Source organism: Xylanibacter ruminicola Ga6B6, assembly GCF_000687715.1.
In the GTDB taxonomy this organism is placed as follows: Bacteria; Bacteroidota; Bacteroidia; order Bacteroidales; family Bacteroidaceae; genus Prevotella; species Prevotella ruminicola_B.
This window is the reverse complement of record NZ_JHXD01000014.1, coordinates 59,324-75,790: the sequence shown is the minus strand read 5'-3', so window position 1 is coordinate 75,790 and position 16,467 is coordinate 59,324. Positions and strand designations below refer to the sequence as shown.

The 16,467-nt window shown below is 47.5% G+C and carries 14 protein-coding genes; 7 read left to right on the top strand and 7 right to left on the bottom strand.

From position 1 onward, the window contains the following. Positions 1 to 15: 15 nt before the first annotated feature. Entirely contained in the window at positions 16 to 912 is an 897-nt protein-coding gene (locus T500_RS0109560) for a glycoside hydrolase family 25 protein (RefSeq protein ID WP_230580885.1), read from the top strand. Here T500_RS0109560 and T500_RS0109555 read toward each other — a convergent pair. The 4 genes from T500_RS0109555 to T500_RS0109540 all read right to left on the bottom strand — a co-directional run bounded on the left by T500_RS0109555 (position 877) and on the right by T500_RS0109540 (position 5,540). Continuing rightward, a complete protein-coding gene (locus T500_RS0109555; protein ID WP_036908945.1) occupies positions 877 to 1,611 on the bottom strand; it encodes a hypothetical protein in 735 nt (244 codons plus the stop codon). The two genes, T500_RS0109560 and T500_RS0109555, sit on opposite strands and share 36 nt — an antisense overlap. A 71-nt stretch (positions 1,612 to 1,682) precedes the next feature. Beyond that, on the bottom strand, positions 1,683 to 2,957 hold the full coding sequence (locus T500_RS0109550) for a Na+/H+ antiporter NhaC family protein (RefSeq protein ID WP_028907924.1): 1,275 nt from the start codon (positions 2,955 to 2,957) through the stop codon (positions 1,683 to 1,685). Further along, a complete protein-coding gene (locus T500_RS0109545; protein WP_028907923.1) occupies positions 2,954 to 4,447 on the bottom strand; it encodes a UxaA family hydrolase in 1,494 nt (497 codons plus the stop codon). Before T500_RS0109545 ends, T500_RS0109550 begins: the two co-directional genes overlap by 4 nt. A gap of 25 nt (positions 4,448 to 4,472) precedes the next feature. Beyond that, positions 4,473 to 5,540, bottom strand: a complete 1,068-nt coding sequence (locus T500_RS0109540; RefSeq protein WP_028907922.1) for a LacI family DNA-binding transcriptional regulator — start codon at positions 5,538 to 5,540, stop codon at positions 4,473 to 4,475. Between the two features lie 200 nt (positions 5,541 to 5,740). On the opposite strand from T500_RS0109540, the gene T500_RS0109535 reads away from it, so the two are divergent. The 6 genes from T500_RS0109535 to T500_RS0109510 all read left to right on the top strand — a co-directional run bounded on the left by T500_RS0109535 (position 5,741) and on the right by T500_RS0109510 (position 12,102). Then, on the top strand, positions 5,741 to 6,763 hold the full coding sequence (locus tag T500_RS0109535) for a sugar kinase (RefSeq protein ID WP_013065722.1): 1,023 nt from the start codon (positions 5,741 to 5,743) through the stop codon (positions 6,761 to 6,763). A gap of 8 nt (positions 6,764 to 6,771) precedes the next feature. Then, positions 6,772 to 6,909, top strand: a complete 138-nt coding sequence (locus T500_RS16950) for a DUF4177 domain-containing protein (RefSeq protein ID WP_155267501.1) — start codon at positions 6,772 to 6,774, stop codon at positions 6,907 to 6,909. Positions 6,910 to 6,914: 5 nt separating this feature from the next. Further along, the gene (locus tag T500_RS0109525; protein ID WP_028907921.1) at positions 6,915 to 7,583 is read left to right on the top strand and encodes a bifunctional 4-hydroxy-2-oxoglutarate aldolase/2-dehydro-3-deoxy-phosphogluconate aldolase; all 669 of its coding nucleotides are present in this window, start codon (positions 6,915 to 6,917) and stop codon (positions 7,581 to 7,583) included. A 94-nt stretch (positions 7,584 to 7,677) separates the two neighbouring features. Further along, complete coding sequence (locus T500_RS0109520) at positions 7,678 to 10,824, top strand: DUF5112 domain-containing protein (protein WP_316930783.1); 3,147 nt, start codon at positions 7,678 to 7,680, stop codon at positions 10,822 to 10,824. After that, complete coding sequence (locus T500_RS0109515; protein ID WP_013064325.1) at positions 10,806 to 11,525, top strand: DUF5932 domain-containing protein; 720 nt, start codon at positions 10,806 to 10,808, stop codon at positions 11,523 to 11,525. Before T500_RS0109520 ends, T500_RS0109515 begins: the two co-directional genes overlap by 19 nt. After that, positions 11,515 to 12,102: an AbgT family transporter gene (locus T500_RS0109510; protein WP_028907919.1), complete on the top strand. Its 588-nt coding sequence runs from the start codon at positions 11,515 to 11,517 to the stop codon at positions 12,100 to 12,102. Before T500_RS0109515 ends, T500_RS0109510 begins: the two co-directional genes overlap by 11 nt. Before the next feature lie 6 nt (positions 12,103 to 12,108). On the opposite strand, the gene T500_RS0109505 is transcribed toward T500_RS0109510, so the two are convergent. The 3 genes from T500_RS0109505 to T500_RS0109495 form a co-directional block, all read right to left on the bottom strand. Then, entirely contained in the window at positions 12,109 to 13,176 is a 1,068-nt protein-coding gene (locus tag T500_RS0109505) for a glycoside hydrolase family 43 protein (RefSeq protein WP_028907918.1), read from the bottom strand. A gap of 68 nt (positions 13,177 to 13,244) precedes the next feature. Further along, on the bottom strand, positions 13,245 to 15,668 hold the full coding sequence (gene feoB / locus T500_RS0109500; protein WP_028907917.1) for a ferrous iron transport protein B: 2,424 nt from the start codon (positions 15,666 to 15,668) through the stop codon (positions 13,245 to 13,247). A 96-nt stretch (positions 15,669 to 15,764) separates the two neighbouring features. Then, positions 15,765 to 16,466 (bottom strand): ABC transporter ATP-binding protein, encoded by a 702-nt coding sequence (locus T500_RS0109495; RefSeq protein ID WP_028907916.1) that lies wholly within the window; start codon positions 16,464 to 16,466, stop codon positions 15,765 to 15,767. Position 16,467: the final 1 nt, after the last annotated feature.

The following is a 16,467-nucleotide window of genomic DNA, read 5'->3' as shown; positions in this document are numbered from 1 at the left end:
AAAACAATGAATATAATGAAGAAACTATATATATTGCTGACATTATGCATGTTAATGCTCGGCGCCAACAATGGATTTGCTCAACGTTCAAGATACAATAAGCACCACTCTAAGCACAGAACACAGAGAGTGGTGAGCAAGCATAAAAAAAGTAAGAAAACCAAGAAACGTACGGTAGCCCAATACCGTCCAGATCCACGTTTACTTACCGATCCTAATTACGATCCATTCTTACAATGTGAGGATACTTGCAGTCATGTGCACGGTATCGACTTGTCGCATTACCAGGGCGAAGTGTTCTGGGAGACAGTGGGTGAGAACACCAAGATGGCTTACGTATATCTGAAAGCAACCGAGGGTGGCGATCGTATCGATGCCCAATACGAACGCAATATCGATTTAGCCCATCGCCACGGACTGAAAGTTGGTTCCTACCACTTCTTCCGTCCCAAAACGCCTGTAATGACTCAGCTTGAGAACTTTATGACACAATGCCGACCAGGCGAACAGGACCTGATACCGATGATTGATGTTGAGACCACAGGCGGGCTGGCGTCGGAGGAGTTCTGTGATTCACTGTATGCTTTTCTGGATTTAATCGAAGAAGCCTATCATCAGCGACCACTAATCTATACGTTCCGTAACTTCTACAACAAGCATTTAGTAGGCAAGATTAATGATTACAAGTTAATGATTGCGATGTACACTGAAGAAGAACCAGTATTGGCCGACGGACGCGACATCACCATGTGGCAATACACTAGTCACGGACGCATTGTTGGTATCCGTGGAAGCGTAGATAAAAGCCGATTCATGGGCAATCATGGTTTGCGCGAAATAAGGTTCAATCACATACGCCATGTAGGAAAGAATGTGTCATTCTTCGATATGCGTAAGCGAATGGGCAAATGATGCAAAGAAATTGGTAAATGCCTCCGAAGGTATAAAACGCATGTAACGGGCAGAGCGCTTGATATGGTTTATCAAGGCACCGCCATTGCTGGTGTGTACAAAAATACTATCCGAGCCCTGTGAGAAATAAAAGTCCTGACGGATATTGGTATATTCAGCCAGTTCCTTTGCTACAACAATCGTTTTGCGGTCGGCATCACTTTCTGCAAAAGGAATATCCTTTGGGTCCAAGCCAAACAAATCCATCAGTAAGGTAGCCTCGAGTTGTGCCATCTGCTCAAAATGTAATTTCTTCAGCCAACTGCCCAACACCTCGTAATCCGCTTTACTATTGTTTGCACGAAGTGTCAAGCCTAATTCAATCAGTAACCTCAAAGGTAGTCCCTCGTTCAGGATTCTTCGTGCTATACTGATAATACGAATCAACATTCTGCGCGTATTAATATCCGACTGTTCATCGTCGAGAATATTCTGCAACTGGCGGTTCAGCAAAGGGTTGGTAAGTTTATCCGGACGCAACAGTTCATCCTCATCGTTATCCTCATCATTCTCTTTGGCCGTAAGCCATTGCTTCCACTGCGCATCGGTTAAATGAAGGTTGAACTGATCCTGACAGTTTTTAAGGCCTTGATACACATACGACTGAACACTATGCACCGTGGCAAGCTGATATAGTTTACTCCATTTATGCACTGACATCGGCTCCAGAACCTCAGTTGTCTGGAAAGCACCACATCGAAGTAGTCTAAAAAAGTTTCGCTGAATAATATTCATGAGTATCTTTTGGGATAACGCAGTAAGATAGATAGAATGGCTACAATACCCAGTGCAAATGGGTAGTAAAGATAGGGTAGGATGGCAACAGGATTAACCGATGCCAAACCAGCTGCTATCAGCAACTGAGCGCCATAAGGTATCAACCCCTGAACCGTACATGAGAACGTATCTAAGATTGAGGCACACTTCTTATTATCTACACCATAGCGATCACCAATTTGTTTGGCAATGTCGCCTACAGTTAAGATGGCAACCGTGTTATTTGCAGTACAAACATCCACCAACGATACCAGTGTAGCTATGCTCAATTCGGCGCCGCGCTTACTGCTAACACGTCGTGTAAGCATATTAATGATAAAGTCGATTCCACCTTGCTGTTTAATCAACTCAAGCATACCACCCGCCATCATCGTTACAATAATCAGCTCGCCCATCGACATGATACCATCGCCCATGGCACCATACCATCCATAGATATCGAAAGACCCAGTGTACATGCCGATAACACCACACAGCGCGATACCAATCGTTAATACTGCCATCACGTTCATGCCGCATACAGCCGTTACAAGCACCGTTAAATATGGTATTACCTTTACCCATTCAACAGCCGGAATCTGCTGTGGAGCAATAGTATCCTGACCAAGGAAATAGTAAACAACCAATATAACCAAAGCAGCAGGCATCACAATAAATGCGTTAACCCTGAATTTATCGCTCAGTCGACATCCTTGTGTTTGGGTTGCCATAATGGTGGTATCGGAGATAAACGACAGATTATCACCAAAGAACGAACCACCAACAATAATGGCGGTCATCATAGCCAAATCGGCTCCCGTTTCCTGAGCTAATCCTACGGCAATTGGCGTCAGGGCAGCAATAGTACCCACACTCGTTCCGATAGAAAGCGAGATAAAGCAAGCAGCCAAAAACATGCCCGCAAATATCATCTGGGGTGGAAGCAGACTTAATGCCAGATTAACGGTAGCATCGATACTCCCCATCTGCTTAGCAGAATGCGCAAAAGCACCTGCCAACACAAATATCCAAATCATCAGCATCATCTGTTCGGTGGCGGCTCCTCGACTATAGCTGTTAATTCTGCTCATCAGAGGCCAACCCGTAAATACGGCAATGGCATAGATGCTCGAAACCATAAAAGCTACAGTAATGGGAATTTTGTAAAAGTCACCAGCAACAATGCTGGTGACTAAGTAGAATAAGATAAACACCACGATAGGTGATAATGCGATGATTCCTTTCTTCACAGTGTTACACCGTTTTTAAAGATTGATATTTCACGATAATCGTTCTCTTCATTCTTGGCTTTCTCGCCACTGGCCACAGCCAATACTTTATCGATAAACTCTGGTACAAGTTCCTGCATGGTACGACCCTCTATCAGTTGACCTGCAGAGAAGTCAATCCAGTTCTTTTTACGTGATGCCAGATCTGGATTAGTGGCAATCTTCATGGTTGGTACAAATGTGCCGAAAGGCGTACCACGACCAGTAGTAAACAATACCAAATGACAACCACAAGAGGCGAGGGCAGTAGCAGCTACCAAATCATTACCAGGAGCCGAAAGCAGATTCAGACCTGGGTTCTGCAATCTGTCGCCATATTCCATCACACCGCTTACAGGGGCTTTACCACATTTCTGTGTGCATCCCAGTGCCTTATCCTCGAGGGTAGAGATACCACCAGCCTTGTTTCCAGGACTTGGGTTCTCACCAACAGGCTCACCATGCGACAAGAAATAGTTCTTGAAATTATTAATCATTGAAACTGTCTGGTTAAACAGCTCTTCGGTTGTACAACGGTTCATCAGGATTGTCTCAGCACCAAACATTTCGGGCACCTCGGTCAATACCGATGTTCCGCCCTGAGCTACCAGCCAGTCGGAGAATTCGCCAACCAACGGATTTGCAGTGATACCAGAGAATCCGTCGGAACCACCACACTTCAAACCAACACGCAGTTTGCTAACAGGTACTTCGGTACGTACATCCTTGCTGGCCAACTGATACAGCTCGCGCAGAATCTCCATACCAGTTTCCATCTCGTCGTCAACACGCTGAGTTACCAGCAATTTGATGCGATCCTTATCGTAATCACCCAACATCTTCATGAAATCGTCGGGCTGATTATTCTCACAACCTAAACTCAGCACCAACACGGCACCGGCATTGGGATGCAAGCAGATATCACGCAATACCTTTCGGGTGTTCTCATGATCCTCCGACAGCTGCGAACAGCCATAGTTGTGATGCCAGGCATAAATAGCATCCACACCCTGATCGTTGGTTTCTTTCTTTAATTCTTTTACCAGACGCTCGGCAATACCGTTTACGCATCCAACAGTGGGTACAATCCAAATCTCATTACGGATACCCACGTCGCCATTCTTACGTACATAGCCCTTAAAGGTACGGTTATCGTTTTTAATATTAAGCTGCTCGTTTACAGGATTATATGTATACTCGAGAGTACCCGCCAGATTGGTCTTAAGATTATTCTCATTCACCCAATCGCCAGCCTTTAGATCCTGCATAGCGTGGCCAATAGGATAGCCATATTTGATAATGTCGGCACCAGCTGCCACATCCTTAATCAGTACCTTATGGCCTGCTGGTGTATCCTGATTCACAGTAATCTGCTTACCATCTACTTCAATAATTTCTCCTTTCTTTTTGGGCTGCAAACAAACCACTACCGAATCGGCAGGGTTAATCTTTAAAAATGTAGCTTGTTCCATTCTTTTTTTACTGTTTTGTTTTAGTTTATATTGCTGTTCTACGATAGAAATCTACGTTTTCCTTAGTCAGGATCTCGATAGGCATGTAATTCACGGGATTCACAGCACGCTTCATCACGATGGCATTAAACAACGCATCTACACTGGCGTAACCCTGCTGATAAGCATGCTGGGCTATCAGGAACGAGATGCTGCCTTTACGTACACACTCCTCGTTCTTAGCCACCATATCGTATCCCATAATCTGCACATTACGACGATTACTCTTCTGCAAGAACTCACCAACAATATGAGCCTTTGAATTAAAAGTAATACAATGATGTACGTGGGGGTGGGTAGAGAAGAACTTCTCGAGAATACCATCGTAATCCTTATGATCCTCGTCCAAAGGAAGATCTACCTCGGTAATCTTAATCTGAGGGAAGTGGTCGACCATATAATGGCGGAACCCTGTCTCACGGTTAGCCTGCTGCTTAGAACCCACGATACCATCACGTGTCTGTTTCATCAGGGCGATTTCCTTTTCCTTATTGGCAATCAGCATCAGCATCTTTGCTGCAAAATAGCCACTGGCAAACGAATCCTGACCGAAGAACGACAACGGTTTCAAATCAGGCATATACGAGTCGAGCAACACATAAGGAATATTTCTTTCGATTAGTTTCTCGGTAAAACGGGCAGTCTGCTCCAGTGTGGCAGGCACGATGATCACGCCGTCAATCTTAGCCGTGAACAACTCGCGAGCCATTTTGGTAAATGCTGGTGGATTAAATCGCTCATAGTAGATGAACTTTAGTTTGATACCAAAATCGCGACGGAATTCGGTACAAGCCATAGCACCTTCTTCGATCTCATCCCAGTAAGCTTCCTGTTCGTGCTTAGGCAATACACAATAAAACGTATATTCCTTATTATATGCCAAAGCCGAGGCGTACATATTGGGGCGATAATCCATTTCCTCCAGGGCTTTGTTTACCTTTTCCAATGCTGCTTTAGACACATTAGGACGATTGTGAAGCACGCGGTCGACAGTTCCTGTCGATACTCCTGCACGTGCGGCAATATCCTTAATCGTAATATTTTCCTTTGCCATAATCTCAGATTTTTGTGCAAAGGTACAAATAATTTCCGATTCTCCAAACATCTTGCTCAATTATTTGCCCCGAAATCGTTTCCGTAAGTTTTTTGCCACAAAACCTGCTAAAAATTTGCGTGACTCAAAAAATCTTCATATCTTTGCCCAACAAACGAACAAAATAAGTTGAAAATATATCAAAAAAATCAAACAAAGCAATGGCAAAAATTGTAACTTTGGGCGAAATTATGCTTCGCCTCTCGCCTCAGGGCAACGACCGTTTCATTCAGAGTGAGTCATTCCGCATCATCCCTGGTGGTGGTGAGGCTAACGTAGCAATCTCGGTGGCAAACTATGGTCACGAGGCTTACTTTGTATCTAAGTTGCCTAAGCACGAAATTGGACAGATTGCAGTTAACGCTCTTCGTCGTTATGGTGTAAACACCCAGTTCGTTGCTCGTGGTGGCGACCGTGTAGGTTTGTACTATGCAGAGACTGGTGCTTCAATGCGCCCATCTAAGGTTATTTACGACCGTGCTCATTCATCAATCGCTGAGGCTGATCCTTCAGATTTCGATTTCGATGCTATCATGGAGGGTGCTGCCTGGTTCCACTGGAGTGGTATCACCCCAGCTATCAGCGATAAGGCTGCCGAGCTCACCAAGCTGGCTTGTGAGGCTGCAAAGCGTCATGGTGTAACAGTATCAGTTGACCTGAACTTCCGTAAGAAGCTGTGGACCAGCGAGAAGGCCATTTCAATCATGCGCCCATTGATGAAATATGTTGATGTTTGTATTGGTAACGAAGAGGATGCAGAGCTTTGTCTCGGCTTCAAGCCCGATGCTGATGTAGAGGGTGGTCAGACCGATGCAGCCGGTTACGAGGGCATCTTCAAGCAGATGATGCAGGAGTTTGGTTTCAAGTATGTTGTTTCTACACTCCGCGAGAGCTACAGTGCCACCTTCAATGGTTGGAAGGCTCTTATCTACAATGGTAAGGAGTTCTATCAGAGCAAGCGCTACGAGATTAATCCTATCATCGACCGTGTTGGTGGTGGTGACTCATTCTCTGGTGGTTTGATTCATGGTCTGCTCACCAAGGCTACTCAGGGCGAGGCTCTCGAGTTCGCTGTTGCTGCATCAGCTCTGAAGCACACTATCAATGGTGACTTCAACTTGGTAAGTGTTGACGAAGTAGAATCACTCGCAGGCGGTAACGCTAACGGTCGAGTTCAGAGATAAATAAGACTATGAAACAGTTTGAATATAAGGTAATCAACTGCGTGATCGGTGTTGAGAAAAAACTCAACCAGTTGGGTTTCGAAGGTTGGGAACTGGTATCTGCCGAGTGTGGTAAGTACATTTTCAAACGTGAATATAAGGAATAAATATTATGGCTAAATTTGATAAGATAGCAGTGATGAAGAAGATTGGCGATACCGGTATGGTACCCGTCTTCTATCATAAGGATCTTGAGACCTGCAAGAATGTTGTGAAGGCTTGCTACGAAGGTGGCGTTCGTGCTTTCGAGTTTACTAATCGTGGCGACTTTGCCCAGGAAGTATTTGGCGAACTGGTAAAGTGGGCCGACAAGGAGTGCCCTGAGCTGGCTCTGGGTATCGGTTCAATCGTTGATGCTCCTACAGCTGCTATGTATCTGCAGCTGGGTGCCTGCTTCGTTGTAGGTCCTCTGTTCAACCCCGAGATTGCGCCTGTATGTAATCGTCGTCTGGTTCCATACTGCCCTGGCTGTATGACCGTTAGCGAGATTGGTAAGGCCCAGGAGCTGGGTTGCGACCTCACCAAGGTATTCCCTGGCGATGTAGTAGGTCCAAACATGGTAAAGGGTCTGAAGGCTCCAATGCCTTGGTCAAAGATCATGGTTACTGGTGGTGTTGCTCCTGAAGAGGAGAACCTCCAGAAGTGGTTCAAGGCAGGTGTTTACTGCGTTGGTATGGGTTCAAAGCTCTTCCCAAGCGATAAGGTTAAGGCCGGTGATTGGCAGTATGTTACCGATAAGTGCAAAGAAGCACTCGGTTACATAGCCAAGGCTCGTGCTTAATACTATACCATCCCTCTCGCTCCTAAAAACGTGAGCGAGGGGGATTCGTTTTTTAACTAACATGAAATTCTGGCTATTCATATTATCAACCATTTTGATCTCAGCTTGTACACGCCCTGATAGGCAAGCGGTCGACAAGCTGAATTCACAATCCTATGCCTATCACTATCGTAATCTCGACTCTACCGAAGCCATTGCACGCCGTTCGTACGAACTGGCAGCCAACTATCCAGCTGGTCGTGCAGAGGCTCTCAACAATATGGCTTTCGTCAACATTGTACGCATGCGTTACAATGATGCCGAACAGCAATTGAATGATGTTATCGAAATCACCGATAACCAGCTGCAGCACCTAATAGCTTACGTTCAGCAGATGCGCCTTTGTCAGCGCCGCTCCAACAACCGTGCTTTCCACGAGTTCCGTGAGATGGCCGATCGTACCATGCAGCGTATTAACGAAGAACGCAACCAGCTAACCGAGCGTGACGAACGTTTGCTGCTCTATGCCGAAACCGAATATGCCATCGTAAACTCTACCTACTATTATTATGTAGGACTCGAGCAACAATCAATCGATGCGCTTAATGCCATCGATCCCGAAGAAGTACAGCGCGATACTGCACAGTATCTTAATTACCTCTATAACATCGGTGCCGGCGGAATTATCACACAAGGCACCCAACAGGAGATTAACCAAGAGGAGTTCGACAAACTGATGCGCTGCTTCCTCACAGCACGCAAAGGCGATTATCCTTATTTCGCAGCCAACGCCCTTGAGGCACTGTCGGAGCATCTGATGGACCCCGTTTATCGCCGTCAACTTACCGACGATAACCTGCCTGCTTTCAAGTTCATCAATCCCTTGGGAGTAGAAGAAGAGATGTTGCCGGGATTCCTGGCTGAGAACGCCTTAAATATCTTTGAACGATATGGCGATGTGTATCAGATAGCAGGTGCCTACCGTACGTTGGCTTCGTGCTTCCGACAGATAGGCGACTACCGTTCGGCACTATTTAATTTGGAACAGGCCCTGTCGGATTCCATCATTAATCAGGCCCCCGATCTGGTGGCATCTATCCGCGAACAGCTCAGTGTAGCTTACGCTGCCATTGATGATAAGCAGCAAAGCGACGAGAACCGCAATATGTACCTCGACTTGCAGGAGACTACCCGTCAGGACCGCCAGCTTGAGGCCCGTGCTTATCAGTACGAGCGCCAGCTCAACCAGCTTAATCTGATGCTCATACTCGTTGTAGCGGCCATTATCCTGCTGTTATTCTCGTTGTGGCTGTTTAACTACCTGAACAAGAAAAAATCGCACCCTGACGAGCCTGATAACATTTTTGAGCAAAAGAACGAGCAACTGGCCGCCCAGCTGTTGCAAGTTGAGAATAACGAGCGTCGTAACCTGGAGCAACGTGCCAAGGTGTCGTTGGTATGCAATACCACACCATTTATCGATCGCATCATCCACGAGGTATCCAGACTGGAAACTGATAGTTCTAACCGCGAGGAACGTTTAACTTATATCCGCGAGCTCATCAATCAGATTAACTCTTACAACGATGTGCTTACGTACTGGATACAGCTACGCCAGGGCGAACTTAGTCTGCACATAGAAAGCTTCCCGTTACAGCCCTTGTTTGATGTTTTGCTTAAGGGACGAACCTCGTTCCAGATGAAGGGCGTAGAACTTAACGTAGAGCCTACAGAAGCCGTTGTAAAGGCCGACCGCGTGCTTACGCTGTTTATGCTGAACACCCTGGCCGATAATGCCCGTAAGTTTACCGACCGTGAGGGTAGGGTGAATGTATCAGCCACACAAACCTATGATTATGTTGAGATTGCAGTTGAGGATACCGGTATGGGTATGACTCAGGAGCAGCTAGATCACCTGTTTGATCATAAGATAGTAGAAGGGCATGGCTTTGGTCTGCTTAACTGTAAGGGTATCATCGAGAAGTATCGTAAGATCAGTCAGATATTCTCAGTCTGTCAGATTGGTGCTACCAGTAGCTTAGACAAGGGCTCACGCCTGTTCTTCAGACTGCCACGCGGCATAGCCCGACTGATTATTGTGCTGCTGTCTATGCTGCCCATGCAGATGCTGGCCCAGCAACCCGAGATTGATGCCCTTGGCATGGCCAGTATCTATTCTGATTCGGCCTATTTCAGTAATATCAATGGCAACTATGAGCGTACACTGCGCTTTGCTGATACCTGTCGATACTACCTGAATCTGCATTACCGTCAGCAAGTGCCACGCGGCCGATACCTGATGCGCCAGATGGGTAACCCATCGCTGATGCCCCCCGAGATCAAGTGGTTCCACGATAGCCTCAACACCAACTATCATATCATTCTCGACATTCGTAACGAGAGTGCTGTGGCAGCCCTGGCACAGCACGAGTGGCAGCTATACAGCTACAACAACCGCATCTACACACAGCTGTTTAAGGAGATGTCGGCCGATAATACGTTGGGCGATTACTGTCGTAACATGCAGCAGTCGCAAACCAACAAAACGATAGCTATCATCCTGCTGATACTGTTGATGATATCCATCGTGCCAGCTTATTACCTGTTGTATTACCGTCACCGTTTATACGATAGGATTTTACGCGAGCAGCAGCGAATTACCGATCTGGAACTTCTCGACGATGAACTGCGTCGTGCCGAGTTTGACGATAGCAACCTGCATGTATCCAATGCCGTACTCGACAACTGTTTGTCGGCTCTTAAGCACGAAACCATGTATTATCCCTCGCGCATCCAGCAGTTACTCGATACGGGCGATATGGAATCGTTAGGCGAGGTAACCACCTATTACCGAGAGCTATATGGTGTTCTGTCGCAGCAGGCATTACGCCAAACCGAGCGTACCCGCTTGCATCTTAAGCCGTTGCATCATAATATATTGGGCGACGAAACTTTGGTACGCTATCTCTTTGATATCCTGCGCAAACAGGCCGGTGCCAAGCTGCAGCCCGAATATACGCCTCGTGATGGCGGTTATATTGAGGTGCGTGTACCCATGCCTCAGCTCAAGCTTACCGAGAGTCAGGCTGCCGAATTGTTTACGCCCTCAAAGGATCATCTGCCTTACCTGCTGTGCCGCCAGATAGTGCGCGACCTTGGCGAGGCCACCAACCGCCGTGGCTGCGGTATCTATGCCACAATACAAGACAATACAACAAATATGATTATAATATTACCAAGCGTATGGAAAATTTCAAAGTAATAATAGTAGAAGATGTGCCCCTGGAGCTCAAGGGCACCCTTGGCATCGTGAAGAGTGATATTCCCGAGGCCGAAGTAATTGGAACAGCCGAGAACGAGCAGGCCTACTGGCGCCTCATCAAGCAGCAGAAGCCCGACCTGGTGCTGCTCGATTTGGGTCTGGGTGGTTCTACTACCGTAGGTGTAGAGATTTGCCGCCACACCAAGGAGGTTCATCCCGATGTAAAGGTACTGATATTTACAGGCGAGATACTGAACGAGAAACTGTGGGTAGATGTGCTCGATGCCGGTGCCGATGGTATCATCCTGAAAACTGGCGAGCTTCTTACACGCCGCGATGTATCGGCCGTAATGGATGGCAAGCAGTTGGTATTCAACGAGCCTATCCTCGAAAAGATTGTAGAGCGCTTTAAGCGTGCCGTTAGTGGCGAACTGGTTAAGCAGGAGGCTCTTGTAAACTACGAGATCGACGAGTACGACGAGCGATTCCTGCGCCATCTGGCCTTAGGATTTACCAAGGAGCAGATTACCAACCTGCGTGGCATGCCTTTTGGTGTGAAGAGCCTCGAAAAGCGTCAGAACGAGTTGATTCAGAAGCTGTTCCCCGAGGGTGCCAGCGGAATCAACGCCACCCGTCTGGTGGTACGTGCTTTGGAACTTCGTATTCTGGATATCGATAATCTCGAAGCCGATGAAGAGTAGTCGTGTATGCATGGGGTTGTTGGTGGCCGAGTGTGTACTGGTCATCGTGTCGTGGTTGCTATCAGCAGCCCGTATCGAAGGTGTACGCTCTATGCTCTCATCTGAGGGCATACGCTGGTTCTTTGGCGGGTTCTCCAACATCATTGCCAATCCACTGTTGGCTTGGCTACTGTTAGCACTCATTGCTGGCGGTAGCTTAAAGCAGAGTGGGGTGCTACGGCATTTCACCGCTAAGGGCGAGGCATCGTTCCGCAATCGTCTGGCACTGCGTGTAGCCATCGTATTTATGGTGTTCTACGCCTTGGTTATCTCCATGCTTACCTTGATGCCCCACGCCATACTTCTGTCGTTCAGCGGACATCTTTTTCCATCGGCATTCAGTCGTGGTCTGGTGCCTATCATTTGCTTTGGCGTAACGTTGTTCTCGGTGGTGTATGGTATCATCTCGGGTAACAAACAAAAAGGAGAAGATGTGCTCGACATCCTCTCCTATGGTTTACGTCAGGGCTCCTCCCTGATTATTATCTATATTTTTGCTATCCAGCTGTACGCCTCGTTACGTTTTGTATTCGGATAACAACGATTACTTCAGCAGTTTCTCCAGTCGTTTGTACTCCTTCTTAGTCAGGCGCATAAACGATCCGTGCTGAGGTGCTTTCACACCCTCGATATTACGGGGTGAGTGGAAATTACGCATGTGCTCATCGGCCAGACACAGACGGTAGTTACGTGGGTGTGATGAGTACTCAATGTAAGCAATCACCCAAGTCTTCTGTCCAGGCAACTGGAAGGCACTTACACCCTCACAGCTCTTATTACCCTCAAAGTTCACATAATCGTCCTCTACAGGCTCACTCCATGGTCCTGTAAGCGTAGGTGCTGTAGCGGTAAACAAACCGGCCTTACCACCTTCTTTCTTAATCATCATGTGCCACTTCTGGTCGGCCTCAACCCAGTTGATATCAGCATCGATGGTGGCATAGCCCCAATCGAACAGCAGCTTAGGCTGAGTGAGTGTGGTAAAAGTTTCGTCGGCATACGAGTAGTACATGCGGTCGTACTGGTCCTCGCCACGGTTACGCATCGAGTAGTAAACCATATAACCACCCTTCTTGCCGTTAGGCCATACATAATCCTCGTCCCATACTATCTGTGGTGCCCATACGCGGTTGATGGTACTCCAGTTCTTGTACACACTGGGAGCGTCAGGATCAGAGAATATCTGTGTTCCCTTACGATAGTCGAATGTTACCGACTTCCAGTGAATCAGGTCGTCGCTACGCAGCAGGTCAATACCGTAGTTATCCCAAGTTTCTACCTTACCCAGACGATCGCGAGCACCTACGTTCATATCGGTGCATACCATCAGGTAGCCTTTGCCATCGTGCTTACGACAGATGTAAGCATCGCGTGTAGCGCCTTCGATACGGGCATGCTCAGCATCGCTGAAGATAGAGTCGCCGTTCAGCAGGTCGTTATAATGAAAACCATCGCGACTCAAGGCATAGGCTGTCCATGCGCGCCCATGATCGTTCATGTGACAATACAGGAATCCATAGTCACCTTTCTGCAGATTTCCTTTCTGGGCATAGCCGATGCTTGGCGTGCCCAGCAAGAGTGCTGCCAATAACCAATGTAATCTTTTCTTCATCGTTAGTAAAATTGTTTTAACGGCGACAAAGATACAAAGAAATATCGAAAGTACCAAATTTATTCTGCTTATATCAGCAAACTACCAATCTGGAACACCAGCATACTGGCTATCCAAGCCACCACAGTGGTGTAAACGGCAGCAAAGCTGGCCCAGCGCCATGAACCTGTTTCGTGCTTGATGGCGGCAATGGTAGCTATACAGGGGAAGTACAGCAGAATAAATATCAGGTAGGCATAGGCTGCCATTGGGGTAATACCCTCGTTCAGCATCATCTGGCGCAGACGGGTGTACTTTTCGGTATCGTCACTAAAGCTGTCATCATCGCCAAAGCTGTCGTCACCGCTATACAGTACGCCGATGGTAGAAGCCACAATCTCCTTGGCACCTACACCAGCCAACAGCGAAACATCCAGTTTCCAGTTAAAGCCCTGTGGGGTGAAGATGGGCTCGATGGTTTTACCCATGCGTCCGATATAGCTCTGCTCCTGCTGCTGTTCGCGTGGCAGGTCCTCGCTATGTGGGAAGTAGCCCAATGCCCATACAATAATACTGGCCACCAGAATAATACCTCCCATTTTCTTCAGGTATTCCTTACCTTTCTCCCAGGTATGGCGCCAGATGGCCTTTGGTGTTGGCCAGCGATAAGGAGGCAGCTCCATTACAAATGGCGTGTCCTCGCCCTTTATTACGAGCGATGAGAAGATTTTGCTGACAACTACCGACACCACGATACCGATGGCATAGAGCGACAGCAATACCCAAGAGCGGTACTGTAACGAGAAGAAGGTACCAGCTATCATAATATAGATAGGCAGACGGGCCGAACAACTCATAAACGGCAGAATCATCATGGTGATGATACGCGAGCGACGGCTCTCGATGGTACGTGTAGCCATCACAGCAGGAACATTACAGCCAAAGCCCATAATGAGCGGAATAAACGATTTGCCGTGCAGTCCCATCTTGTGCATCAGCTTATCCATGATAAAGGCTGCACGTGCCATATAACCCGAATCCTCCATCAGCGAGATGAAGAAGTAAAGTATCAGAATCTGCGGCAGGAATACAATCACCGATCCCACACCGCCAATGACACCATCTACCAGCATGGCCTTCAGCGGACCATCGTTCATGCCTTCGCTAATCTTATCGCCTAACCATTGCACGCCTTCCTCAATCCAGTCCATAGGGTACTGACCGAGTGTAAAGGTGGTTTGGAACATGATATAAAGCAGGAAGAAGAAGATGGGGAATCCCAGATACTTATGCGATAGCAATCCATCAATCTTATGCGTGGTTTTATAGGTATCCTTCTTGTGTCCGGTCTTATATGCGGCCTCTTTCAGGGCACCGTTAATAAAGCCGTATTTGGCGTCCATAATGGCCGTTTCGCTGTCGTTACCTGTTTCTTCCTTTACACGGGCCGAAGCCTTATCGCGCTCGGTCGTCAGGTTACGGAAGTCCTGAATGCGCTGCTCGCCAGCCATGTGGTTGCCCAGGTATTCCAGTACCTGACTGTCGTGCTCCAGGAGCTTCAGCGACAGGTATCGGGTAGAGTAGTGCTGAGTGATATGCTCATCGTCCTTTAGGTACTTCTGGATATGCGAGATACCGTCCTCGATCTCATGACCGTAGTTGATATGCAGATGTCGTGAGAACTTGCTGGTGCCCTCATATACCTGAATTACGGCACGGAACAGATCCTTTACACCTTGTCCGCTCTTAAACGATGTAGGAATCATTGGCATACCAAACAGCATGCTCAACGTATCAAGGTTTATCTGGTCGCCACGGCGCTCAAACTCGTCGTACATGTTCAGCGCGCAAACCATACGTATGTTCATATCCACCAGCTGAGTGGTAAGATACAGGTTACGCTCCAGGTTCGACGAGTCGATGACGTTAATCACCACATCGGGCATCTTTTCTGTCAGATGCTGACGAACGTACAGTTCCTCGGGCGAATAGCATGAGAGCGAGTAAGTACCAGGCAGGTCGGTCAGGTTAAACTCGTAACCGAACATCGATGCATGAGCCTCGGTGGCATCAACCGTTACACCGCTGTAGTTACCCACATGGCCGTGGGCACCCGATGCATAGTTGAACAGCGAGGTCTTACCGCAGTTAGGATTGCCCACCAGCGCTACGTTGATGGTACGGCGCTCCTTCATGGCCTCGTGACGGATATAATCATCCTCATGGTGATGATGCTCGTGATGATTATGCTCGGTATTCAGGATAAAGGTAGTAGCCTCGAATGGGGTATCAGCCGAAACCACCTCGATGTTATCGGCCTCCTGATGACGCAGACTTACCTCGTAACCCATCAGCTTATATTTCACGGGATCCTGCAGTGGGGCGTTAAGCAATACCTCAACTTCCTGACCACGAATAAAACCCATTTCGATGATGCGCTTACGGAATCCGCCGTGTCCCAGCACCTTAACTATTATACCTTTTTCGCCTGTTTTCAGTTCCGACAGTTTCATAACTTATTTATTTTGAGTGCAAAGGTACGAAAAAAAACTTGCAACCCGATTGCAAAGGTCGCAAGTTTTTATAAAATACCTAAAAATGATGATAGGTTATTCTGTCTCAAAGTAATTTTCGAGTTCGGCACGTGCACTTCCGTCGGCATTGGCCAGATCGCGAACGATGTGTCCTTTCTCCAGCAGCGCAATGCGTGTAGAGATGTCGATGGTGTGTGCCAGGTTATGACTCGAAACCAGAATAGTAGCGCCAGTACGCTTATTGTACTCTGTAAGCACATGCTTCAGCGTGTTCTGGCTCGAAGGATCGAGGAAGTTGAATGGCTCATCGAGAATCACCAGCTTAGGGTTATTAAACAGGGCAGAGATGATACCTACCTTCTGTTTGTTACCTGCCGAGAGGTTACGAATCAGTTTTTTCTGTCCGAAAATCTCACCGGCAGCGAACTTCTCAAAGTCCTTCAGTCGCTCGTCAACCTCTTCCTGCGTTTTATCAGTAATCTTACCGATAAATGCGAAGTACTCCTCGGGTGTGAGGAAATCAATGAGGAACCCCTCGTCGATATACGAGCCTGTAGCGGCCTTCCATTCCTCGCTCTGGGCGGGGTTGATGCCGTCGAGTGCTACATCACCCTCATCGGGTTTCAGCAGGTCTAACAGCATGCGGAAGAGCGTGGTCTTACCTGCACCATTGTTACCTACGAGGCCGAGAATCTCGCCGTCGTTGATTTTGAACTGTTCAATGTCGCAGGCAACGGTGTTGCCAAACGCCTTCTTCAAATGGTTGATTGTAATCATA